The 21383-nt window shown below is 68.3% G+C and carries 23 protein-coding genes; 9 read left to right on the forward strand and 14 right to left on the reverse strand.

Features of this window, described 5'->3' with window-relative positions; translation table 11 throughout:
* Positions 1–24 precede the first annotated feature (24 nt).
* Positions 25–504, forward strand: coding sequence for a MarR family winged helix-turn-helix transcriptional regulator (locus ACIBO2_RS19850; RefSeq protein WP_397298275.1), 480 nt, complete (start codon positions 25–27; stop codon positions 502–504).
* Between the two features lie 405 nt (positions 505–909).
* Here the strand turns inward: ACIBO2_RS19850 and ACIBO2_RS19855 are convergent, their stop codons facing one another.
* The 3 genes from ACIBO2_RS19855 to ACIBO2_RS19865 form a co-directional block, all read right to left on the reverse strand.
* On the reverse strand, positions 910–1140 hold the full coding sequence (locus ACIBO2_RS19855; protein ID WP_397298277.1) for a DUF397 domain-containing protein: 231 nt from the start codon (positions 1138–1140) through the stop codon (positions 910–912).
* A gap of 286 nt (positions 1141–1426) precedes the next feature.
* Positions 1427–1813, reverse strand: coding sequence for an SCO5389 family protein (locus ACIBO2_RS19860; protein ID WP_397298279.1), 387 nt, complete (start codon positions 1811–1813; stop codon positions 1427–1429).
* Between the two features lie 77 nt (positions 1814–1890).
* Positions 1891–2832, reverse strand: coding sequence for an ArsA-related P-loop ATPase (locus tag ACIBO2_RS19865; RefSeq protein ID WP_397298588.1), 942 nt, complete (start codon positions 2830–2832; stop codon positions 1891–1893).
* A 71-nt stretch (positions 2833–2903) separates the two neighbouring features.
* Between ACIBO2_RS19865 and ACIBO2_RS19870 the strand changes: the two genes are divergently transcribed.
* Positions 2904–3461 carry a tetratricopeptide repeat protein gene (locus ACIBO2_RS19870; RefSeq protein ID WP_358534535.1) on the forward strand — a complete coding sequence of 186 codons (558 nt, stop codon included), beginning with the start codon at positions 2904–2906 and terminating at the stop codon, positions 3459–3461.
* Positions 3462–3539: 78 nt separating this feature from the next.
* Positions 3540–4748, forward strand: a complete 1209-nt coding sequence (locus tag ACIBO2_RS19875) for a serine hydrolase domain-containing protein (protein WP_358534537.1) — start codon at positions 3540–3542, stop codon at positions 4746–4748.
* Positions 4749–4804: 56 nt separating this feature from the next.
* On the opposite strand, the gene ACIBO2_RS19880 is transcribed toward ACIBO2_RS19875, so the two are convergent.
* Positions 4805–5368, reverse strand: coding sequence for a TetR/AcrR family transcriptional regulator (locus ACIBO2_RS19880; protein ID WP_397298282.1), 564 nt, complete (start codon positions 5366–5368; stop codon positions 4805–4807).
* A gap of 76 nt (positions 5369–5444) precedes the next feature.
* On the opposite strand from ACIBO2_RS19880, the gene ACIBO2_RS19885 reads away from it, so the two are divergent.
* Both ACIBO2_RS19885 and ACIBO2_RS19890 read left to right on the forward strand, forming a co-directional pair.
* Positions 5445–6650 (forward strand): MFS transporter, encoded by a 1206-nt coding sequence (locus tag ACIBO2_RS19885; RefSeq protein ID WP_358534543.1) that lies wholly within the window; start codon positions 5445–5447, stop codon positions 6648–6650.
* 222 nt (positions 6651–6872) lie between these two features.
* Positions 6873–7763 carry a lipase family protein gene (locus ACIBO2_RS19890; protein WP_358534545.1) on the forward strand — a complete coding sequence of 297 codons (891 nt, stop codon included), beginning with the start codon at positions 6873–6875 and terminating at the stop codon, positions 7761–7763.
* 276 nt (positions 7764–8039) lie between these two features.
* On the opposite strand, the gene ACIBO2_RS19895 is transcribed toward ACIBO2_RS19890, so the two are convergent.
* From ACIBO2_RS19895 to ACIBO2_RS19910, 4 genes are read right to left on the reverse strand one after another with little or no spacing between them, the layout of a single operon-like run.
* Positions 8040–8429, reverse strand: coding sequence for an Rrf2 family transcriptional regulator (locus tag ACIBO2_RS19895; protein ID WP_358534547.1), 390 nt, complete (start codon positions 8427–8429; stop codon positions 8040–8042).
* Positions 8429–9283, reverse strand: a complete 855-nt coding sequence (locus ACIBO2_RS19900) for an ABC transporter permease (RefSeq protein ID WP_358534549.1) — start codon at positions 9281–9283, stop codon at positions 8429–8431. The genes ACIBO2_RS19895 and ACIBO2_RS19900 overlap by 1 nt, the downstream gene beginning before the upstream one ends.
* Before the next feature lie 53 nt (positions 9284–9336).
* A complete protein-coding gene (locus tag ACIBO2_RS19905) occupies positions 9337–10155 on the reverse strand; it encodes an ABC transporter ATP-binding protein (RefSeq protein WP_358534551.1) in 819 nt (272 codons plus the stop codon).
* A gap of 5 nt (positions 10156–10160) precedes the next feature.
* A complete protein-coding gene (locus ACIBO2_RS19910; protein WP_397298285.1) occupies positions 10161–11192 on the reverse strand; it encodes an ABC transporter substrate-binding protein in 1032 nt (343 codons plus the stop codon).
* 117 nt (positions 11193–11309) lie between these two features.
* Here ACIBO2_RS19910 and ACIBO2_RS19915 point away from each other — a divergent pair, with 117 nt between their 5' ends.
* The gene (locus tag ACIBO2_RS19915; RefSeq protein ID WP_358534555.1) at positions 11310–12026 is read left to right on the forward strand and encodes a class I SAM-dependent methyltransferase; all 717 of its coding nucleotides are present in this window, start codon (positions 11310–11312) and stop codon (positions 12024–12026) included.
* A 25-nt stretch (positions 12027–12051) separates the two neighbouring features.
* On the opposite strand, the gene ACIBO2_RS19920 is transcribed toward ACIBO2_RS19915, so the two are convergent.
* Complete coding sequence (locus ACIBO2_RS19920; RefSeq protein ID WP_358534557.1) at positions 12052–13419, reverse strand: LCP family protein; 1368 nt, start codon at positions 13417–13419, stop codon at positions 12052–12054.
* A gap of 126 nt (positions 13420–13545) precedes the next feature.
* On the opposite strand from ACIBO2_RS19920, the gene ACIBO2_RS19925 reads away from it, so the two are divergent.
* Positions 13546–14403: a class I SAM-dependent methyltransferase gene (locus ACIBO2_RS19925; protein ID WP_358534559.1), complete on the forward strand. Its 858-nt coding sequence runs from the start codon at positions 13546–13548 to the stop codon at positions 14401–14403.
* Here the strand turns inward: ACIBO2_RS19925 and ACIBO2_RS19930 are convergent.
* From ACIBO2_RS19930 to ACIBO2_RS19950, 5 genes are all read right to left on the reverse strand, one after another.
* On the reverse strand, positions 14358–15260 hold the full coding sequence (locus tag ACIBO2_RS19930) for an NAD-dependent epimerase/dehydratase family protein (protein ID WP_397298288.1): 903 nt from the start codon (positions 15258–15260) through the stop codon (positions 14358–14360). The two genes, ACIBO2_RS19925 and ACIBO2_RS19930, sit on opposite strands and share 46 nt — an antisense overlap.
* Entirely contained in the window at positions 15257–16486 is a 1230-nt protein-coding gene (locus ACIBO2_RS19935; protein WP_397298290.1) for a cytochrome P450, read from the reverse strand. The genes ACIBO2_RS19930 and ACIBO2_RS19935 overlap by 4 nt, the downstream gene beginning before the upstream one ends.
* Positions 16483–17439 carry a 3-oxoacyl-ACP synthase III family protein gene (locus ACIBO2_RS19940; RefSeq protein ID WP_397298292.1) on the reverse strand — a complete coding sequence of 319 codons (957 nt, stop codon included), beginning with the start codon at positions 17437–17439 and terminating at the stop codon, positions 16483–16485. The genes ACIBO2_RS19935 and ACIBO2_RS19940 overlap by 4 nt, the downstream gene beginning before the upstream one ends.
* Before the next feature lie 138 nt (positions 17440–17577).
* Positions 17578–18558 carry a polyprenyl synthetase family protein gene (locus tag ACIBO2_RS19945; RefSeq protein ID WP_358534567.1) on the reverse strand — a complete coding sequence of 327 codons (981 nt, stop codon included), beginning with the start codon at positions 18556–18558 and terminating at the stop codon, positions 17578–17580.
* 445 nt (positions 18559–19003) lie between these two features.
* Complete coding sequence (locus ACIBO2_RS19950) at positions 19004–19384, reverse strand: hypothetical protein (protein WP_358534569.1); 381 nt, start codon at positions 19382–19384, stop codon at positions 19004–19006.
* On the opposite strand from ACIBO2_RS19950, the gene ACIBO2_RS19955 reads away from it, so the two are divergent.
* Positions 19377–20009 carry a hypothetical protein gene (locus ACIBO2_RS19955; RefSeq protein WP_397298295.1) on the forward strand — a complete coding sequence of 211 codons (633 nt, stop codon included), beginning with the start codon at positions 19377–19379 and terminating at the stop codon, positions 20007–20009. The genes ACIBO2_RS19950 and ACIBO2_RS19955 overlap by 8 nt on opposite strands.
* Before the next feature lie 368 nt (positions 20010–20377).
* Positions 20378–21331, forward strand: a complete 954-nt coding sequence (locus ACIBO2_RS19960; RefSeq protein WP_397298297.1) for a serine hydrolase domain-containing protein — start codon at positions 20378–20380, stop codon at positions 21329–21331.
* The last annotated feature ends 52 nt before the right edge of the window (positions 21332–21383 follow it).

Genomic DNA, 21383 nt, shown 5'->3' on the forward strand with positions numbered 1-21383 from the left:
CGAACGATTCGTTAGACTTGTCACATGGAGAACCCATCCGAGGACACGCCCGCCCGATGGCAGGGCCTGCCCAGTTGGCTGCTCAGCCAGACCGCCAACCACGCGCACCGCCTGGTGGGCGACGGGTTCTCAGCCGTCGGCGCCCGCGGATACCACTACCGCCTGCTGGCGACGCTGGAGGAGTCCGGCCCGGCCAGCCAGGCCGCCCTGGGCCGCCGCAGTGGCATCCACCTCAGCGACATGGTCGCGACCATCAACGAACTCGCCGACAGCGGACTGGTCGAGCGCGCCCCGGACCCCTCCGATCGGCGGCGCAACATCATCTCGCTTACCGCGGCGGGCAAGCGGCAACTGCGGCGACTGGAGAAGCGGCTGGCCGAAACCCAGGAAGAGCTACTGGCTCCGCTGTCACGCGAGGAGCGGGGGCGGTTGACCGAGCTGCTGTCCAGGCTGGTGGCTCACCACGACCAGCGAACCGGCACCCCTGAAGAGCCGTGGCGCTGATTGGGGCCGCGCGCAAGAATTCCTCGCGGGCCCGCCGGCAGCGCCCTTGCATCACAGAGCCAGCGCCACCAGGGCGTCCACTCCGCCCGGCATCACCGGGTAGATCGCCTCGCTGACCATCTCGCCCGGTGCCTCCAGCAGGGTCTAGGTCATCTTGACCGGGAGTTCTCTTTGCCGGAGACGCGCTTCAGCTCGGTGATGAACTCCTCGATGACTTAGGTGTCGGTTCGGGCGTTGATGCGGTGCACGGTGGTGATCAGCGGGTCCACGAATGCGTCGGTGATCTCGCGCCGCCGCCAGCAGGGTCACCCTTAGCCCGTGGCGGCCAGCCGACGCTTTGATCAAGTAATTGAAACGGCAATAACCCCTATGCGGTGCTGACAAGAGTTGCGCTGCCGGGGGCGGTCAGCCTGGTTGGTCGAACTCGCCGTCCTTGATGCCGCCTAGGAAGGCTCTCCACTCGCCGGGCGTGAAGATAAGTGCAGGGCCGCCACGGTTCTTGCTGTCGCGGACGGCGACGATTCCGGGGATGTTACTTGCGACTTCTACGCACTGGCCGCCGTTTGAGCCGGACCGGGAACTCTTCCGCCAGATGGCCCCGGACAGGTCGATGTTGCTCAGGTCTGCTGCTCCCATTGGTCGCGCGCTCCCTTGATCATCTGTAGAGACGGACCGGGGCGGAGCGCGAGCTCAGCGGGCCAACGGCACGCAGTGCGGTGACCAGCCCGAGGGGGTTCCCCAAAAGGCTTTTAAGTCAACCTCGACCGAGGAAACGCGATCGCGAGCCAACGGGGGCGGAGTCGCCGTGGACTCAGTCGATGTACGGTTCCACGCGCTCTAGACGCAGCGAGAATGCCGTACACCTCGACGTTGGCCAGCATCTCAGCGGCGGGCCGGGGGGACCGGCCCGCCACGGATGGAGCTAGCAGTCCACCAGCTCCGGCTTCTGGTTGAGGATCTGTGCGCGCGGCGTGACGAACTCCCGCCATGCGTCCGCGGCCGACGGAGCGAACACCGCCACCCGGTGGCAGTTCTGGAAGGCCAGGCGGACGCCGAAGTGGCGCTCCAGCGCCCCCCGCATCGCGTCACTGGCCAGGCAGCGCAGGAGTTGGCCGCGGGCCTCCTCGGACGGCGGCGGCACCTGGTTGTCGGCGAAGTCGGCGCCGGTCCTGTCGCGGTGCTGGACCAGCTCGCTGATCACCGACCAGGCGTACGGCAGGGATTCGCGGACGCAGGCGATGAACGCCGCGTCGTCGACCTCGCCGGCTCTGGCCTGATCGAGTAGATCGTTCGGAACGGTCAGCGACATGATGTCTCCTCTCAACGGGGATTGATGCGAACGCTAGGCGGGGCCGGTGAGGGCTTCCAGATGACCGGAGGGGACAGTCATGTGGTGGCTCGGCTGCCGTAGACGAACTCCGGGTCGATCTGGTCGGCCAGGTCGAGGCCGGTCTTGGCGTTGGCCCAGGAGCGGGCGTTGCGCAGGTGGAACTCCTCGGTCTGGCGGCCGAAGCGGGCCCAGTCCTTGTCCTGCGCGTCGAGGTGTTTGCGCAGGATGGCCAGCGCGTCGGCGTTGGCGGGCTCGAGGTCGTCGAGGGAGAAGCGGCGGCCCTGCTCCATCGCGCGTACGGCGGAGGAGTGCTCCATCCACGTGAGCAGGCCGTCGCCCACCTGGCTGTGCAGGAAGTCGACGTCGGACGGGCTGTGCACCTTGTTGCCGATCACGGCCAGCGGCACGTCGTAGTCGGCGGCGTAGTCGCGGTATTGCCGGTAGACGCTGACGCCCTGCCTGGTCGGCTCCGCGACGAGGAACGTCAGGTCGAAGCGGGTGAACAGGCCGGAGGCGAAGGAGTCGGACCCGGCGGTCATGTCGACCACCACGTATTCGCCCGCGCCGTCGACCAGGTGGTTGAGCAGCAGCTCGACGGCTCCGACCTTGGAGTGGTAGCAGGCCACGCCCAGGTCGTCCTCGCTGAAGGGGCCGGTGGCCATCAGCCGCATGCCCTCGGGCGTGGTGACCGCGAACTCGCTGGTCGCCAGGTCCTTGAAGCTCAGCAACCGGGAGCCGCGGCCCGGCGGGGTCGTCTTGACCATGGCCTGGGCCGAGGGGATGCGCGGGTTGTCTCCCCGCAGCAGGTCCTTGATCTCGGTGAGCCGGGAGCCCAGTGGCTCCGGCGGGTCCTCGACGCCGAGCACCAGCGCCAGGTGCTGGTTGATGTCGGCGTCCACGATCACCACCGGGCCGCCCTGGCTCGCCAGATATCTGGCGAACAGCGCCGACATCGTCGTCTTGCCGCTGCCGCCCTTGCCGACGAACGCCACTTTCATAAGCACCCTCCGATTATGACTATGAAAACCGTTACCGTTTCATCTCGCACTCATCATGGCACACTGAGTGCGTGAGTGACGACGAATCGGCGCAGGCGGCGGGGCTACGCACGGCGGCCGTCGAGGCGACCACGATCGCGACGGCGGGCGAGCGAGACGACGAGCTGGCGCGGGCTGTGGAGTTGCGTGCGGGGGGCAAGCGGGAGGAGGCTCGCGAGCTGCTGGTGGCGCTGGCCGCGCGGTATCCCGATGACGCGGAGGTGGCCTACCAGACCGCGTGGGTGCACGACGCGCTCGGGCTGGAGGCCGAAGCGGTTCCGTTCTACGTGCGCGCGCTGGCGGATGACGGGCTGAGCGCCGAGGACCGGCTGGGCGCCTTCCTCGGGCTGGGCAGCACCTACCGAGTGCTGGGTCGGGTGGCGGAGTCGCTGGAGACGTTCGAGCGCGGGCTGGCGGAGTTTCCCGGCGACGCGGGGTTGCGGACGTTCAACGCCATGGCGCTCTACAACTCCGGCCGGGCTCGCGAGGCCGTCAGTACGCTGCTCTCGGTCGTCGCCGAGTCAGACCGGGCGGGCGGCTACGCCAGGGCCATCTCCTATTATGCCGAGAACCTGGACGAGACGATCTGAGGATCGCGCCCAGCTTTTCGCCGGTGTCGCAGGGCGTGGAAACGGCCGGGAAACAGGCCGCCGAGTTCGATCACCTTCATGACCGCGAACCAACCGTCACGACGTACCGCGATCGGCCTGCTGGGGGCGGTTCCCCTCGCCACGGGAGCCGCTCGGGCGCAAACGCCCCGTATCCCCGACGCCGTCCGGCCCGGAGGATCCTTCGACAAGCACATCGCCCAGCTCGCCGCCGACGACAAGTTCTCCGGAACCGTGCTGATCAGCTATCGCGGCAAGCCCGTGCTGTCGCGCGCCTACGGAATGGCTGACAAGGAAAAATCCATCCCCAACCGGGTGGACACCATCTACCCGCTGGCCTCGGCATCCAAGCCGTTCACCGGCCTGGCCATCGTGCAGCTCGCGCAACAGGGCAAGCTGAAGTTCCACGAGAAGCTGGGCACTTATCTCGACGGCTACCCGGCCGAGACGGCGAACACCGTCACCGTCCACAACCTGCTCACCCACACCTGCGGTCTGGGCGATCCCACCCGCGACGACGACATTTCCACGACGATTCACTACAGCATCGCCGAGCAACTCGCCGCCATGAGAAAACGCCTCCAGTCACAGGAACCCGCCTTCCCTCCCGGCGTCAAACACCAGTACAGCAGCGCCGGTTACGAGGTCCTCGGTGAGATCGTCGCCCGAGTGTCGGGGCAGACCTTCTGGGACTATGTCCGTGACCACATCTTCCGCCCGGCCGGCATGACGGATTCCCTTTACTACATCCGCCCCCAATGGCTGGGCAGCGAACGTTTCGCGCACCCGTACATGTACCAGAGCGACGGCTCCCGCATCGACGGCCTCCGCAACCTCGACAAGGGCGGCTCACGAGGCGTCGCGGGAACCAATTCGGCGCGCAGCTACATCGGCACAGGAGGCGGGAATGGCTTCTCCACGGCACCTGACCTGGTCCGCTTCGCGCATGCCCTGCTGAGCAACAAGCTGCTCAACCCGGCCTACACCGCCCTCTACGTGAACGCGAAATTCCCACCCGCTCCTCTCGCAGGCAGCCCGCCCCGCCCCGGCGGATACGAGTCCCTCATGGCGTACGGCCCCATCTCCGGCATTTTCCACAACCAGCGGGTGATAAGCCACGGTGGCGGAATAGCGGGCGGCAACACCAACTGGTCCGTCTACCTCGACATGAACTGGACCTCGGCCATTCTCTGCAATTACGATCTGAACCCCGCCGACTTCGCCGCGCTCATCGACCTGGAAAGGCGGGCCATCACCGGTGTGACGTGATGGATCACGACGGCTAAAGGGCATGGCCGCCAGGACAGTCGCGCATCACCGTCGTTTCAGCGGGGGCGGAGGCCGTCGAGGGCGACCTCGATGTACCGCCGCCAATCGCCCGCGGCGTTGCGGATGACCGCCGCCAAGCCGCAGATGACCATGTTGACGTCCCCGGTCGTCACATCCTGGCCGACCGTGCCGCGCGCCCGCGCCCGGTCGATCAGCTCCGCGACGATGGCGAGCAGCGCCTCCCGAGTCTCGTCCCGTGGCTCGGTCGAGCCCATGGCCTTCTCGATGACCTCGGACATGCCGCGATCGTCGGCCAGTACCTCACCCACATGGCGCAGAAATCCGGCCAAGCCGTGAGCCGGATCGTCCGCGTCGGCGAGTCGGCGTGCGGCGGCGATGAGGTCGGCGGCCCGGTGCTCGGCGATGGCCTCGATCAGGGCCTCCCGCGTCGGGAACTTGCGGTAGAGGGTCCCGATGCCGACGCCCGCCGCCCGTGCGATCTCCGACATCTGCACGTCGTAGCCGGACTCGGCGAACAACGCGCGAGCCGCCTCCAGGACGCGATCTCGATTGCGCTCGGCGTCGGTACGCGTCTTGCGGCGGGTCTGCGGAGTTGACATCCCAAACGATCCTCTGCCTAGACTTCATGCGGAATCCGGATTCCTTATTCCGTATTATGCATGAGAGGTCAACACCATGGCGGCGTTCTCATCAGGTTCAAAGCGGCAAGCCCTGCTGGTGTGGGGGTTGCTGGTGGTGGCGGCGAACCTACGGCCGAGCTTGACCGGTGTCGGGCCGTTGCTGGATCGCGTACAAGCCGATCTGGAGTTGGCTCCGGCTGCGGCGGGTCTGCTGAGCACGCTGCCGTTGCTGGCGTTCGCCGCGATATCGCCGATGGTTCCGCGACTGGCGGCGCGATGGGGACCCGAGCGGCTCCTCTGGGGTGCGCTCGTGGTGCTGACGCTCGGGATCGCGGTCCGATGGATACCGACGGCAATCGGGCTGTTCGCGGGAACCGTGCTGACCGGGGCGGGAATCGCTGTCGGCAATGTGTTGCTGCCGAGCCTGATCAAGCGCGACTTTCCTGCCAGAGTGGGACTGCTGACCAGCGCGTACGCCACTGTGATGGGGGCCGTCGCCGCGGTGGCCTCCGGGGTGGCGGTGCCGATCAGCCAGGTCGCCCCCGGCGGTTGGTACACCGCGTTGGGTTGCTGGATCGTGCTCGCGCTGGTGGCCGTCGTGCTGTGGTTTCCACAGGTGCGAACTCCGCGGCCGGCCTCGGAGGCGATTCGCCGACCCCGGTTGCCGTGGAGGTCGGCGCTGGCGTGGGCGGTCACGGCGTTCATGGGATTGCAGTCGCTGGGCTTCTATGTCGTCGTGACGTGGTTGCCTCAGGTGTTCCAGGACAGTGGAGTGAGTGCGGCCACGGCGGGCTGGCTGCTGTTCGTGTTCCAGATGGTCGCGGTGTTGACCAGCCTGGCGGTGCCCGCCGCGCTGCGGTGGGCACGTGATCAACGCGCGGTGGCGACGGTGAGCTCGGTCGTTGTGCTCGTCGGCTACCTGGGACTTTTGGTGGCGCCGGGATGGGCGTTGCTGTGGAGCGTCGTTCTCGGGCTGGGTGGCGGAGCCTGTCTGGTGCTCGCATTGGCCTTCCTCAGCCTGCGAGCCAAGGACGCGACCATGGCGGGCGCGTTGTCCGCGATGGCGCAGTCGATCGGGTACCTGCTGGCCGCCGCGGGACCGGTGATTTTCGGGCTGCTCCACACCGTCAGTTCCGGCTGGCAGGTACCGATCATCCTGATGTGCGGCGCTGCGGCCGGCCAGGTGATCGTCGCAATGATGGCTGGCCGAGGCACGGTGCCGCCGGCCGACGGTCAGGCACCTCACAGGAGTACCGGTTGACGGTGGCCGCCGACGGCACCGTACTGAGACAAGATCATGCAGTTGTGGGAGTGGAAACTGGCCCTCCGCAGCGGGCGAGGAGTGACACCCATTGGGTCGCCGGTCTGGATGGACATGGCATGGAGTAGCCCAAAACCTATGCACTCATGCGTAGCGCTGAGCCGGGGTGGTTAGGTTCACGGCGATCGCAGTCGACCGTCCCGACATCGTCAAGGAGTACCGGTGCCCAACGGAAACGAGATGCCACTCAAGGTTCCTCCCGGCTATGACCTGGACATCGCCCGAACCTGTTCTTTCGTCGTCAACGTAGCCTGCGAGATGTGTGAACAATGGAAGGCTGCGGGCAAGCCGAGTGCCCCCACGTTCTCCTGGACGCCCTCGGATAGCTGCCCTATCACCGGCCCGGCGTTCCCGCTTGACCAGTGGAGGTTCCGCGGCCCGTTCTGGAGCAGTTTCACCCCGGTCGTCAAGAAGATCGCGGAACCCTTCGCGATATTCGCCTACGGGCCTGACAGCAGCACCGTGTTCCTGGCCTTTCGCGGGTCCCAGACGGACGACGACTTCATCATGGACGGCAAGACCGATCTGGTGCCCTATGACCCGCCGACAAGCACGCCCATCAGGAACACCCAGGTGGAGAAAGGGTTCAATGACGTCTTCAACGGCTTCGACCAGGGCGCCTTCGCGGCCGAGTTGTCGCAGATCGCCGAGAGCGGCGCAAGACTCATCGTGACCGGGCACAGCCTCGGTTCGACCCTGGCGACCCTGATCGTTCCGCTGGCCTGCTTCGCGGGAATACCCGTCGCGAAGATCCTGCATTGCAACCAGGCCAGTCCCAAGGTCGGGGAGTCGAATTTCAAGGACTACTACAACGGCCTGCGCGTGCAGACGTTCCGGCTGGTGAACTTCTACGACGAGGTGCCGAAGCTGCCGTCGGGGCCGTATGAGGCGGTCGGCGTCGAGGCCCTGTTCGGTGCCGACTACCCGACCGAGGCGGAATGCCACAATCCCTGCTGTTCGTACTCCTACGCCCTGTTCAACCCAGACACGCCCTACAACCAGGGCATTGATACGTGCATGTCGCAGTCGAATCCTGACATGCGCATTCCCTGAAACGCCTGGCACCAGCGGCACCGCATCCCCGACAGGGAATCAGATGCCGGCTTCGATGACGAAGATGTTGCCGTCCGAATCCTGGAACCATGCGATACGCCCGCCGCCGCCCGAGCGGTGATCTCGGCCATGCCTTCTCGGGGGCTCGATACGGCTGGGCATCCGAGGGGCGGCGGCGATGGCGGGGCACCGGCCCGACGTGGTGCGTGTCCAGTACCGCATAAGACCTGCTTGGGCATCGCATCTTCAACGCCGCGGCAGTGGAAGCCTGATTGCCTAGCGGGTGGTGGAGACGATCTGCGCGAAGGTGACCTCCGTGAGCAGGCGTTCCTCGTGTTCGCGCAGCGCGCTCCAGACGTCGGCCAGCGGGCCCGCGACACCCGGGTAGCCGCCGTGCGCCGGATACTCGGGCTTGCCCTCGATGACCGCGATCACGTCGGCGAGCGTGATGTCGTCCGCCGGGCGGGCCAGCCAGTAGCCGCCCTCAGGGCCGCGCAGGCTGTGGATGAGTCCGGCCCGCCTGAGCTGCAGCAGGATGTTGTCGAGGAAGCGGCGCGGGATGTTCTGGGCCGAGGCGATGCGCTCGGCCGGCACCGGCCCCGGCGGTGCCGCCGCTAATTCGGTGACCGCCCGCAGCGCGTAATCGGTTCGCGCGGAGACCCGCATCACACCGGATTGAGGCCCCAGCGCCGACGTAGGGCGCTGTCGGCGGCCTCGAACAGCATGTCGATCACGATGCCGATCACCAGGATCACGATCATCGTGCCGATCAGGCCCGGCGAGTCGGACAGTTCCCGTGAGATCGCCAGTTGCTCGCCGAGCGACGACTGGTACGCGATGATGACGAGCAACTCGCCGGCCATCAGTGAGCGCCAGGCGAACGCCCATCCCTGCTTCAGCCCTGCCAGGAACGACGGCAGCGACGCGGGCAGGATCACGTGCCGGTAGAGCTGCAATCGCCGGAACCCGAGCACATGCCCGGCCCGCAGCAACAGCGGAGGCGTGTAGTCGACACCGGTGATCAGGCCGTTGGCGATCGACGGGGCGGCACCCAGGATCACCACAAAAGTGATGGCGCTCTCGGTCAGCCCGAACAGCAGGATCGCGAACGGGAACCAGGCGATCGACGGCATGGTCTGCAGGCCGGTGATCAGCGCGCCGAAGGCGGCCCGCAGCACCTTCACCCGCGACACGGCCGCGCCGACGACCAGGCCCACGAGCATGGCCAGCGCGAAGCCGGTGACGGCCCGGCGCATCGTGGTCGCCACGGCCTGGTAGAACTCGGGGTCGCCGAGGCGGTGCCCGAGGTCCTGGAACGTGGTGATCGGCCCGGCGAAGACGTACTCGGGCCAGCGGCCGCTCAGCACGACCAGCTCCCAGGCGACCAGCACCAGCGCGACCGCGGTCAGCATCGGCCAGAGCCTCGCCCAGACCCGGGACGCCACTCCGGCGCGCTGCTCACCGGCCAACTCCAGCGCGTCGAGCCCGGCCATCTGGCGCGCGTGCGTGTCAACGGCCATCGCTCGCCCCCGATCCGTACGCGGCCAAGGTCGGCTCGCGCACTGCTGTTCCATCAGTGGCCATGGCGCAGCACCTCTTCCTTCAGCCGGTCGGTGATCCTCGCGGCGAGCCCGGCGACCTCCGCGGAGTCGGTGCGGCGGGGCCGGGCGAGCTCGACCGGGAACTCCTCGACCACGCTGCCGGGACGGCTGCTGAGCAGCACGACCCGGTCGCCGAGCCGGACCGCCTCGCGGACGTTGTGCGTGACGAACAAGACCGACAGCGCCTGTTCCCGCCAGATCCGCTCGAGCTCGTCGTGCAGCAGGTCGCGGGTCATCGCGTCGAGCGCTCCGAACGGCTCGTCCATCAGCAGCACCGCGCCGTCCTCCAACGAGGACGAGGACGAGGACGAGGACGATGTTGAGGATGAGGAGGACTGGGCGAGCGCGCGGGCCAGGGCGACGCGCTGGCGCATGCCGCCGGACAGCTCATGCGGGCGCTTCTTCCCGAACCCACCTAGATGGACCATCTCAAGGAACTCGCCCGCCCTGGTACGACGCTCGCGCTTGGCGAGGTTGTCGGCGCGGAAGGCCATCTCGACGTTGGCCGACACCGTCAGCCACGGGAACAGCGCCGGTTCCTGGAACATCATCGCGACCTGTCGCCCCGCCGTGGAGATCTCCCCCTGCGTCGGCCGGTCGAGCCCGGCGACCAGCGAGAGCAGCGTGCTCTTGCCACAGCCGGAGGCGCCCAGGAGGCAGACGAACTCGCCGGGCCGTACCGACAGTGAGACCTTGTCGAGGGCGAGCAGCCCGTTGCCGCCGTGACCGTAGACCTTGGAGACGGCCTCCAGCCGGACCGCGGCCGTACGATCGACCACCTGCGTCGTCATGTGCGTCACCTGTCCGAAATCGACTGCTGACCCTGCGCGGCCAGCACCTCGTTGAGTGGCTTCAAGAGGTAGATGCCGTTCAGGTCCACCGGCTTGAGCAGCCCGACCTTGACGGCGTGGTCCGCGCTGCCGGTGAGGGAGGAGGCGATGGGGTCGTTCGTGAACGTGATGTTCTTGAACGCGCTCTGCAGCACCTCGGGCTTGAGCGGCTTCTGGGTGAGCTTCTCGATCGCGGCGTTGACGGTCTGCGCGGCCGCGGCGGGGTCGTCGTTGAGGTACTTGGTGGCCTCGACGTGCGCCTCGAGCAGCTTCTTGAGCAGGTCGGGGTTGGCCTTGGCCCAGTCCTGCCGGACGATGAGGTGGGTGATCACGAACTGCTTGTTCGGCCAGAGGTCGCGCTCGTCCTGAAGGATCTTGCCCTTGCTCTCGATGACCAGGCGGCTGGCGAACGGCTCGGGCACCCAGGCGCCGTCGATGTCACCGGTCGCGAAGGTCTGCAGCGTCTGCGCGTTCTCCTGGGGCACGATGTGGACGTCGCCGCCGCCCTTGGTGTCGGTTTTGAGCCCCTTGCTGGCCAGCCAGTAGCGCAGCGCGACGTCCTGGGTGTTGCCGAGCTGCGGTGTGGCGATCTTCTTGCCCTTGAGGTCCGCGGCCGAGTTGATGCCGGGCTTGACGACCAGGTACACACCGCCGGACGCGGCGCCCGCGACGATGTTGATGGCCTTGCCCTTGGACTTCTCCCAGGCGTTGATCGCCGGGTTCGGGCCGATGTAGGTGGCGTCGACGGCGCCGGAGAAGACCGCCTCGATCGCGGCCGGGCCGGCGTTGAACGTACTGGTCTTCACCGGTACGCCGAGGTGCTTGGCGTAGAAGCCCTTCTCGACGCCGACCAGGGCGGTGGCGTGGGTGATGTTCGGGAAGTAGCCGAGGTGCAGCTCCTTCGCCGCGCCACTGGGAGAGGCGCTGCTCCCGCAGGCCACCACGAGCGCGGTGAGTGCGGTTGCGGCCAGAGCGGCTAGCACCCTGCGAGCGTTCATGCCCTACTCCCTATTTCCTACTTAATAAGTCGGCTATGTGCATATGAAACTCTCCAAATCCCGACACGTCAAGTTGGTATAGGGGGATAACTAGGATCTGTCCGTATGGAGAGACAGATGATCAGCCATATCGCGCACGCCGACCACCCGATCGCCTCCCCGATCAGCGAGGCGAACCTGACCCGGTTGCTGCGCCGGGCCGAGCTGCCGAGCGGCGCGCGGATCCTGGACCTGGGGTGCGGCTCAGGGGTCTGGAGTGTTCGGCTTCTTGAGTTGTACGGCGACGCCACCGCCGACGGTGTGGACCTGTCCGACGCGGGCTTCGCCGACGCCCGCCGGATGGCGGCCGAGGCCGGGGTGGCGGACCGGCTGACCCTGCATCATGGCTCCGCGACCGCCTTTGCCGCAGCCGGGCCGTACGACCTGGTGCTATGCGTCGGTGCCACGCACGCGTTCGGCGGGCTGACGCCGTCGATGGAGGCGATCGGCGGCCTGCTCGCTCCCGGGGGGCTGGCGCTGGTGGGTGAGGGGTTCTGGGAGCGGCCGCCGGGCCGGGAGATCGAGGCGGAGATCGGCGAATACGCGGACCTGCCGGGCACCGTGGCACAGGCCGAGTCGTCCGGGTATCACACCGTGTACGCCCACGTCAGCGAGCGGGGCGAGTGGTACGACTACGAGTGGTCGTGGACCGGGACGCTCATCGACTGGGCGCTGCGGCATCCCGGCGACGACGGTGACGCCGCGATGGCCGCGGCGCTGAAGCACCGGAAGATGTGGCTCGACGGGTACCGTGACCTGCTCGGGTTCGTGACGCTGCTGCTCAGACGCGCCTGACGGCAGGCGCCTGCCGTCAGGCGGGCTAACGGCAGGCCGAGTCGAGGGTGATCGGGTTCTCCGGGCTTCCCGTCTGCGTGCCGGCCTGCGGGTGCTGGGTGGGCGAGCTCTGCTCGGCCAGGGCCTGGGAGACCTTGTGCCTGATCAGGGTCCAGTCGGGGTAGACGGTGTCGATCAGCGGCGGTACGAAGTTCAGGCTTCTGATCTTGTGGTCCTTCACCTTCTGCGCCAGATCCACCAGGTCGGGCAGTACGTTCTGCGGGATGTCAGTGGAGATCGCACGCTTCGTCGCCACGGCCAGCTTCTCGAAGCTGTTCAGCACGGTCACCGGATCGGCCTGCTTGGCGACAGCGTTGAGCAGGCATTTCTGGCGGCCCATGCGCACGTAATCGTCGCTGTCCGTGCGCGAGCGGCCGAACCAGAGCGCTTCCTGGCCCGAGAGCTTGCGGGTGCCGGGGCTCAACAGGCCCTCGCGGTACTTGCCGTAGACGATCGGGTCCTTGATGGTGACCGTCACGCCGCCCATCGCATCGATGATCTGCGCGAAACCCCTCATGTCGACCAGGGCGTAGTAAGTGACAGGGATGCCGAGGATTTCGCTGATCGTCTTCTTGAGGAGGGCCGGGCCGCGCTGCCCCTTGTGTACGCCCGGCTCCATCTCGGGATAGTCCTCGGCGTACTGGAAGATCTCGTTGAGCAGGCCGGGAGTATCGGGGCCCGCGCCGGTGAAGCCGTCAGGGAAGCGGTCCCTGGGCGGGCCTTCCGGAAGTCGTACCCGCTGCAGGTTGCGCGGCAGGCCGAGCAGGGTCGTCGCTCCGGTGGCGACGTCGACGCTGGCCACGGTGATGCTGTCGGTACGCACACCGGGACGGCCGGGAGCCGCGTCGCCGCCGAGAAGAAGGAGGTTGATCCGCCTCGCGCCGTTCCACGGGTCCTGCGACACGATGGGGGAGACGTTGGCGGTGAACAGGGTGTTGACCACGTCCCGCGACACGTAGGCCACGCGGGCCGCATACACGGCCGGGGCCAGGATGAGCCCGCACAGGGCGATGGTCAGGACGGTGGTCACCGCGCGGCCCACGCGGTTCGCGGGCGCCGGCCGTACGAGCATGTACGACCAGATGATCACGCCCGTCCAGACGACCCCGAGCGTGGCCACCATGATGGTGAGAGCGGTGAGCCAGGCGGGCTGGACGGCCAGCGAGAGCAGCCTGCTGCTGAACACGGTGAGCACGGTGAGGATCGAGGCGAGCATCACCACGTACGTCACCATGAGGGCGAAGCCGGTCTTCCGGCGGTCGGCGGCCAGGTGGGCCACCCCCCACAGCAGGGCTGAGGCCAGGGTGAGCGCGATGCTGAAGCCGAGGCCGAACCCGCGTGTTCTGACTGTCATCCCTGGTCAACCCCTCGTTCTACGAACTATGGCCAAGGTTAGTAACGGTTTGGAGGCGGGCGATTTGGTGAAAAGGCAGTGTCGCGGCAAGTTTCGGTGAAGTCCATCTTGAGATATAACGTGTGTGTGAGACGCGGAAGCTATGGATTCGACGCACCATGGGCCCTCGCCGGACTCTTCTTCGGCGCGGTGGTGCAGCTGGCGTTGGTAGCGGTCTCGTTCGCCTTCGACGTACCGGCGGCTGGGATCGCGTTCCTGCTCGGCGCGCTCTACACACTGGCCAGCGCGGGCAGTTACCTCTACACGACCCGGCGGGGGAAGTTCGTCGTGTGGGGCGAGGAGCTCGGCCGGATCGAGGGCGACGAGCAGGTGCTCGACCTCGGCTGCGGGCGTGGGATGGTGCTGCTGCTCGCGGCCCAGCGGCTGCGCGGCGGCCGGGCCACCGGCATCGACCTGTGGAGCGGCAAGGACCAGTCGGGCAACGCCGAGAGCGTCACCAGGGCCAACGCCGAGGCCGAAGGGGTGTCGGACCGGGTCGATCTGGTCACGGGGGATATGCGCGAGTTGCCGTTCGACGACGGGCGGTTCGACGTGATCGTGTCCAGCCTGGCCATTCACAACATCCCGACCGCCGAAGGCCGCGACCAGGCCGTCAAGGAGGCGCATCGGGTGCTGCGTCCGGGCGGGCTGATGCTGATCGCCGATTTCCAGCACACGTCGCGCTATGAGGACGTGCTGCGTGAGCTCGGTGTGGTCGATGTGCGCAGACGTGACCTGGGGTGGCGGTTCTGGTACGGCGGGCCGTGGTTCAAGTCGGAGATGCTGGAGGCTCGCAAACCAGGTCCAAACGGTGGCGAGGCGCGCTCGGCTGACGGTGAGCTGCGCTCAGCCGACGGTGAAGGCGCGGCGGCGTCGGCGGTGCCGGAGGTGGGGCGGGTTCACCAGGACGCGGCGCCCGTGAAGGACGTCGGCGACGGCGCGTAGCCGAGTCGCGCGCGGGCCGCGGTGATGTCCAGCGTGCGCTCGACGGCCAGGTGGCCGACGGCGTAGCGGGTCAGGCGCGGCTCTCGGGAGAACTGCCCACCGTTGGCGAGCGTCTCGGAGATCGCCGCCAGGCAGTGGGCGAGATGCCGGGGCAGGTAGAGCGGGGTCGCGTCGATGCCCTTTTCCCTCAGTACGGCGCGGAGCGCGTCGTCCAGGACGACCGGCTCGGCGTCGGTCACGTTGTACGTCCCGAGCGGACCCGTGACGGCCAGCAGGCAGGCATGGGCGAGGTTGAACACCGACGTCAGGCTGACACGCTGCCGCCCGTCGCCGACCGCGACCAGTCTGCGGCCTCTGACCGCCCGCAGCACCCGGGGGAGCAGCGTGGTGTCGCCCGGACCGTAGACGGCGTGCGGGCGCAGGATCACCGCCCGCCCCTCGACCAGGCGTTCGGCCGCCGCCTTGGACGCGCCGTAGGCGTTGACGTACCGGCTCACCGGGGCCTCGTGCTCGCGGGCCATGACCGTCGGCCGTCGCGGGTCGTACACGCTGGCCGTGCTGAGGTGCACGAACCGGGCGTGCGGGAAGGCGGCCATGGCGTTCGCGGTTCCGGTGTGGTTGGCCCGCCAGATCCCGGCCGGCGGGCCCCAGTCGGTGACGCTCCCCGCGCAGTGGATCAGCGCGTCGAGGTCCAGCTCCGGGCGCTCGTCGCCAGTCAGGTCCCACGCCTGGTACGTCACTCCGGGGATCTCCGCAAGCCGGCGCCCGAAGCCGTACACCTGCCAGCCCCTGGCCACGGCCGCCCGGCAGACCGCGCCACCCACGAAACCGGACGCCCCGGTGACCCCGACCCTCATGCGGCCCTGATCAGCAGGTGCCTGTAGGTCGGGAGGAGCACACCCCTGGCGGCCCGCCGCGCCACCACCTTGACCGGGCGGGCGAGCACGACCCCGGCCACCGCGCGGATCTCGGCCAGCGCCAGCGGGTAGCCGATGCAGAAGTGCGGCCCGGCGCCGAACCACAGGCGGCGCAGCTCGGGCGGGTGCGGGCGAGACGGGTCGAACGGTCCGTACGCGCGGGCGCAGTTGTGCGTCACGATCACCACGCGGTCGCCGGGCCGGGCCAGGACCTTGCCCAGGCGTACGGGCTCGGCGACGGAACGCAGCATCACCGGCGTCGGCGTGGTGACCCGCATCGCCTCCTCGATCGCCAGATCCAGGTCGGCGCCGAAGGCGTCGTGGTCGTGCAGCAACGCGACCAGCCTGGGTACGAACGTGGCGACCGTCTCCGTCCCGGTGAGGAAGAACGCCCCGGCCGCCCCGCGGGCCTCCGCCGCCGACAGCCCGAGCTCGCGCATCCGGCCCATCACCGTGGCGGGATCCCCCGCGTCGTAGGCCGCCTGCGCTATGTCGCCGATCCCGTCGAGCACCTCGCGGGCCACGGTGAGCTGGCGGGCGTTCAGTCCCCTGGTACGCAGCGAGACCATCGACACCACCCGCTCCCCATCGGCGAACAGCCGCCTGGCCCTGGCCGCCGGCACCTCGCCGAGTCCGATCACCCGGCAGATCACCGCCCCGGCCAGCAGCCGCATCTCGTCCACCAGGTCGACCGTGTCGCCTTTCGCCAGGCGTACACGGAGATCGTCCAGCGGGCCGGCCAGCACGTCGGCGACCAGCGTGGCGACGGACGACGGCGTGAACAGCGGCGCCAGCTTGGCGCGTAGCGCGGCGTGCGGGTCGCCCTCCATGTTGAGCAGCACCGACGGGCCGAGTACGGGCGTCCACAGGTCGCCGGGCGAGCCGGGGCCGTCCTTACGGAAACGACCGTCCATGAGCACGCGCCGGGCCAGGGCCGCGTCGTTCACCACCACCCCCAGACCCGGCACCCGCACCACCGGACCCAGCCGGGCCAGCAGGCGCATCAGCGGGTAGGCGAAGGGGTGGGCGGCGAGGTAGAGCCGCGTCTCGTGCCACCGCCCACGCCGGACGTGCCGCTCGCGTAGCTCGTGCCGCTCGTGCCGCTCGTGGGGCTCACGCGGATCGTGGCGCTCGTGATGTTCGGGCGGATTGTCGCGGCTGTTCACAGGTCCGCCAGCATGATGCCCAGGCTGATGCCGCCGCCGAGGCCGAGCAGCGCCACGCGGTCGCCCCTGCGGGCGCGGGCGTGGGTGAGTTGGAGCGGGAGCGTGACCGACGCACAGTTTCCGTGCTCGGGCAGTGTGATCACCAGCCGGTCCTCGGGGAGGACGAGCGCCCGCGACAGTACGTTCAGGTACGGCAACGCCACCTGATGCACCGCGATCACCGCGAAATCATCCCAGGTCAGGCCGGTGCGTTTGAGCGCGTTGAGGAAGAGGTCGGGGCCGACGAGCTGGAACGCCTCCTTCAGCCGACGGCCGTCGCCGCGGAAGTAGGAGAACTCCGGGTCGCGCGGATGCATGGACCCACCACCCGGAAGGGTGCCGATACCCCACGCCGTACTATCCGCCGAAAAATCGCGATAGAAGATGCCGCGGAGCGGGTCGGCCTCCACAAGCACTGCCGCGCCCGCGTCAGACAGCGTGTATCCCGCGAACGCGTCCACGAACTGCGCCCGATCCCGCACCCGCCAGCGGATCGCCCGCGACGGCGTCTCGCCCGAGCACACCAGCACCCTGCGGTACGACCCGGAGACGATCAGCCCCTCGGCCACCTGGATCCCGTTGAGCAGGCTGTTGCAGGCGTTCTTGACGTCGAACACCGGGCACGACAGGCCGAGCTTGGCGGCCACGATGTGCGCGGTCGCGGGCTCGACCAGGTCCTGCGAGGCCGAGGCGAAGATCAGCAGATCGACGTCGGCCGCCAGCCCCTTGGCGGCCTCGACGGCCAGGTCCGAGGCCTGCTGATCGTCGGCGGCCACGTGGCGGCGCTCGATGCCGGTCATCCGCTCGATGATCCCGGTCGGTGGCCGGTAGCCCTCGATGCGTCGCTCGACCTCGTCGCTGGTCAGCGTGGCTGCGGGAAGGTACGTGGAGATCTGGGTGATGCGGGCCTTCATCTGCCGAAACCTAGCGGGTCGGCCTTGCAGAACGTTTGCCGCCCGTTCACCGGGCCTGTCAGCCGCGCTCGTCCACCGGGCCCGCTTGCCGGGCGTCGCGGCGTACCGGTGGACGACCACCAATCATTTCAATGAATCTCAATTAACGGTGGCCAGGAGAGTTATTTGCGAAACCTGCTCTATGTATGCCGTGGGCAAGGCGTACAGGATGCCGGCTGTTTCGGAATCGTTAATCACCGGCAGGGCGGCGAGCGCGTCGGCGGCCAGGCCGCGGCAGTACTCCAGAGTTTTGGGCACCATGTCGCCGGCGCGCAGCCGACGTAGGACTTCCGCCACCTGGTCGTCGGTCATATTCCTGCCCAGCAATTCCGACACGTCCTCGCCGGCCATCAGCAAAGGCAGGCTGTAGACGCCCTGGCGCAGGTCGTTGCCCGCGGGTTTGCCGAGCTGCCGGCTGGAGGCGGTCAGGTCGAGCAGGTCGTCGAGCACCTGGAAGATCAGCCCGAACCGCTCGCCGTACGCCGCCATCCTGGCCCGATCCTCCGGCGAGGCGCCCGCGCACACGGCGGCCACCAGGCACCCGGCCCGGAACAGCGCGGCGGTCTTACCGGTGACGGATCGCAGCGCGTTCTCCACGGTCCGGTGCGGGTCGAACAAGTCGGTGGTCTCCAGGTACTGGCCCTCCGCCAGCTCGACGACGGTCGCGGCCAGCACCTCGGCCACCGGTCTCGACACGGCCGTGATGGCCGCCAAACCCGCCCTGGCCAGCATGAAGTCGCCGATCACCAGGGCCTTGCCGTCGCCTAGTTCGGCGTTCAGCGTTCTAGTGCCGCGACGCTCGGTGGCGTTGTCCATCAGATCGTCATGTACGAGGGAACCGGCGTGAATCAACTCCACACACGCCGCGGCCGTGATCACCCGGCGGTCGGGCTGCTTACCCAGGGCGATCGCCGTGGCCAGGGTCATGGCGGGGCGCAGCCGCTTCCCGCCGGCGCTGATGATCCGCCCGGCGCCCGCGTTGATGCCCGGCAGCGTGGACGATCCGCTGAGACGGCGGATCCTGGCTTCGACCTTGCGCAGTCCTTGGGCGATGGCGGGGGTGTTCAGCAGTCGGTCCATGGTCACCAGCCTGCTCCGCGGCGGCTGAGCCATCCCTGAGAAACGCTGAGGAAATTCTCAGCCGACTGCCCGAATTGCCGTCGATTACTCGTAAGTACGGTGACTTGAAGAAAGATCTGGGATCTAAAAGTAATTGCGGGAAATGGCAGATCGTCCGACTGGTTAAAATCCTCGAGTGTAAAGAAATCCAGATCGTTCTGGGAGATAGATGCTCCATTGTTGGGGGGTAAGCTCCAGCGGGCCGAAACAACAGCGCATCCATTTCTGGGGGACAGACCTTGTACAAGCACGCGATCACCGCTCTAGCTCTAACCGCCTCCGGCCTTCTGCTGGTGGCGGGGCCAGCGGTCGCCGACGACGAGTTCGACAGCGGCTTCACCAGCTCCCCGAGCAGTGCGATCGGGGCGCGGAACGACAAGGCAGAAGGCCACTTCTTCGCCACCGACTACTGGCATGGTGTCCAGGCCGGCACGTTCGACCTCAGCCGCTCCAGCGTGACCGGTGTCCGCACCGCCCCCACGACCGCCTCCACCGCGAACGCGGCCTGCCCCGCCAAGGTGAGCGTGGCCTGCCCCGACTCGGTGACCACGGTCCGGCCGTCCGCCACGAGCAGCACGCCCTGCTCCGCCGCGGTGACCACGGTCCGGCCCATCGCCACGACCGGCACGGCCTGCCCCGGCGCGGTGAGCAGCGTGACCACGGTCCGCCCGATCCAGGTGACCACGGTCCGGCCCTCCGCTACGACCAACTCGCCCTGCTCCGCCGCGGTGGCCACGGTCCGGCCGACCGCCACGAGCAGCACGCCCTGCCCTGCCGCGGTGACCACGGTCCAGCAGGCCCCGGTCCAGCAGGCCCCGATCCAGCAGGCCCCGATCCAGCAGGCTCCGGTTCAGCAGGCTCCGATCCAGCAGGCCCCGGTCCAGTCGGCTCCGGTTCTGCAGGCTCCGGTTCGGCCGGCCGCCGTGAGCTCGGCGTGCCCCGCCGTGGTGACCATGGCCTGCCCCTCCAGCACGACCACCGTCCGGCCCGCGAACGTGAGCACCACCTGGGCCGCCAACGCGACGACCACCGTCCGCCCCGTCATCGTGGGCACGCTCTGGGCCGCTAACACGACCACCGTCCGTCCGGTGAACGTGAGCACCACCTGGGCCGCCAACACGACGGCCACGGTCCGTCCCGCCGTCGTGGGTACGGCCTGGACCGCCAACGCGATCACGGTCCGCCCCTCCATCGTGGGTACGGCCTGGGCCTCCGTGTCGACCGCGGTCCGGCCCACCGTCGCCATCGCCGTGAACACCGGCCGCGCCGAGGACTGCAAGCCGGCCCAGTCCGCCTCTCAGTCCACCGCCTGGAACGGCATCCGTACCGCAGGCTGGAGCGGCTGGATGGCATCGTCGGAGCGCGACTCGGCGCGCGGATCCGAGCGCGCATGGGCGATCGCCACGAGGTAACTCCGCTGTGAGACGAGCACGGGCGCGGGCCCATCGTCCCTGGTGACGGTCCGACCCGCGACCAAACGGAACCGCTCCGGGCCTGACCTGACGCCTGGCGCGGTTCCGGCTCCCACTCTCTCGAGCCGTCTGCTCGCCGCTGAAGCGAGCAGACGGCTCGACTACGTTCGAAGGTGCCTGGCAGCCCGGAACGATCACAGAGCGCAAACTATGATCCGATCAAACTATGACGCGATCGTAGTTTCCGAGCCGCGAGCGGGACGGCTCGTTGGGAGTGAGGTACTGGACGGTCTGGCACCATGAGCGCGGTTGACTCTCACACGGTGTCAGGTCATAGACCGGGAAGTCCCAGCGAAGAGGAGGTCGTCATGGCATTGGCGGATCGAGTGGACGCCGTCCTACGGGAGGGTAAGGCGCCGAATCTGCACGGGCTCGTGGTCGTCGAGAACGGGCAGGTCATCCTCGAACGCTACGGCGCGGGCCAGGACGTCAAGCTCAACGAACCCCTCGGGCACGTCACGTTCGAGCCGGACACGCTGCACGACGTCCGATCCGTCACCAAGAGTGTGGTCTCGCTCCTGTACGGCATCGCGTTGGCCGAGAAGCTGGTGGCGCCCCCGGAGGAGGGATTACTCGCGCAATTCCCGGAATATCAGGATCTGGCGGCTGATCCCCAGCGGGCCCGCCTCACCATCGAGCACGCCCTGACGATGACGCTCGGGATGGAGTGGGACGAGAGCGTTCCGTACACCAGCACCGCCAACAGTGAGCTGGCGATGGAGTACGCGCCCGACCGCTACCGCTTCGTGCTGGAGCGGCCCATCGTGGAGGAGCCGGGGCAGCGGCGGGTTTACTCCGGCGGAGCTACGGCGCTGATCGGGCGGATCATCGTCAAGGGGACCGGCCGGTCGCTGGCCGAGTTCGCCAGGAGCGCGCTGTTCGAGCCGCTGGGCATCGGCGCGTTCGAGTGGTCGCAGGGTGACGACGGGGACGAGATGGCGGCGTCGGGCCTGCGGCTGACGCCGCGCGACCTGGCCGCCATCGGTACGGTCGTGCTCGACGGCGGGCGTGGGATCGTGCCGCGGAGCTGGATCGAGGAGCTGTGGCGACCCCGGGTGAAGATCGACGACAGGTCCTACTACAGCTACCAGTGGTACGTCGGCACCGGTGAGCGCCCCTCGATCGCCGCACATGGCAACGGCGGCCAGGTGATCCACGTGGCACCCGAGCGCGGGCTGGTCGTGGCCGTGACGGCGGGCGAGTACAACCTCGAACAGCTCAGCGCCGCCGCCGTGCTCGACGCGGTCCTCGAAGGGGCCTGACCGCCGGTGGTCCTCGAAGGGCCTGGCCGTGCCGTCAGTGGTCCTCCGAGGG

Source organism: Nonomuraea sp. NPDC050022 (assembly GCF_044460705.1).
Lineage (GTDB): Bacteria > Actinomycetota > Actinomycetes > Streptosporangiales > Streptosporangiaceae > Nonomuraea.